This window comes from Microcoleus sp. B9-D4 (genome assembly GCF_036705105.1).
Taxonomy (GTDB): Bacteria; Cyanobacteriota; Cyanobacteriia; order Cyanobacteriales; family Microcoleaceae; genus Microcoleus.
Genome location: NZ_JAUBTS010000175.1, coordinates 1 through 1275, shown reverse-complemented (window position 1 = coordinate 1275; position 1275 = coordinate 1). Strand labels below are relative to the sequence as shown.

The 1275-nt window shown below is 41.3% G+C and carries 1 protein-coding gene; it reads right to left on the bottom strand.

Annotated elements, in window-relative coordinates; genetic code table 11:
• Nucleotides 1-21: 21 nt before the first annotated feature.
• Nucleotides 22-1164 (bottom strand): IS4 family transposase, encoded by a 1143-nt coding sequence (locus QUB24_RS33415; RefSeq protein WP_333157880.1) that lies wholly within the window; start codon nt 1162-1164, stop codon nt 22-24.
• Nucleotides 1165-1275: the final 111 nt, after the last annotated feature.

Below are 1275 nucleotides of genomic sequence, written 5' to 3'. Positions count from 1 at the left end.
CTGGGGGGGTGACAAAGAGGTTTAGGAGATAGACCGAATAAGGGTTGCAGCCCGTATACCCTGTTGATAAAAGCGACGTTTATTTCGAGTTAACTTCATTAACTGTTGAATTTCTAATGAATGCTGATCGAGATAATCAACCCACTGCTCTCCATCGAAGCCAACGCCAAATGTACTCCGTCTTCGGTATTTTTTTATCGGTTCTGAGCGACGAGATACATATTTTTGTACCTGCTTTTTCTGAATTTGAGTTCCTTGAAATATGGCACAAGTATAGGCGATCGCCATTAACAGAATCATCTTAATCAGTCGCTCTCCTCTGAGACCACTCCCTTCTAGATTATAACCTCCTGTCTTGCAATCTCGGAACATTTCTTCAATTCCCATTCGCTGCTTATAAGCGGATATCGCTACTGGCAATGAACCCAAATCTGTGAGAATAAACCAGGCGTCTTTTACTTTTAATCCTCGATAGTTGCGTTTCCATTTACACGCGATATCAAATCCTGCTACTGGTTGAGTTTTTCTCACCCTCACTCCTTGAAAGTACAACGAAGTTCCGGGTACTACTCCTAATTGGTCTAAGCGTTGCCAAATTAAATTTTCTGTTTCAATACAATGATTCTTTTTCAGTCTTAAACAAAAAGATACACCCATTGCTTTGAGCCAGTTTCCTAAATCTACCGAACAAAATTCACGATCTCCCAAAACGATAAGTTTATATTCCTTAAACAATGGTAAAACTTGTTCGAGAGCGAGGGTTTGTTCTTGTAAGTTACTGCTTCCTAACTTGGGCAACAAACACCAGTATAAAGGGATGGCTCTTTTTTCCCAGATTAGGGCGATCGTAAACAGATTAATACAGCCCCATTGAGTTCGATCAATCGCCACTGATAGGGTTTGTCCCAGAGAGCAATAAGTTCTTAACCAGTAAGCGAGCAAAGGGAACCAAATTAGTGCGATCGTTAATTGAGGTAAATCGAGAAATCTTTGTAGTTTGCGACGGCGACTCTCGGCTGTAATTGGGTAAGGAAATACTCGCACGAGCCTCTCTAACCTCACTTCCTTCTCTGATTGTATCAAGGAGAGTAAGATTGTGAGTAAAATAAACTGGGCTGATGTCAGTTGTTTTTGTAAGTGGGTCTGATAGAATGTTGGTAACATTAATTTTTGAGATAGGCTAGCTTGTAAGAATTCGGCTGCCTATCTTTTTTTAGCACAAGTGGGTTAAATCTTTACGCTCTCTGGATTTGGGGCGGGTTGTCACCCCCCCAG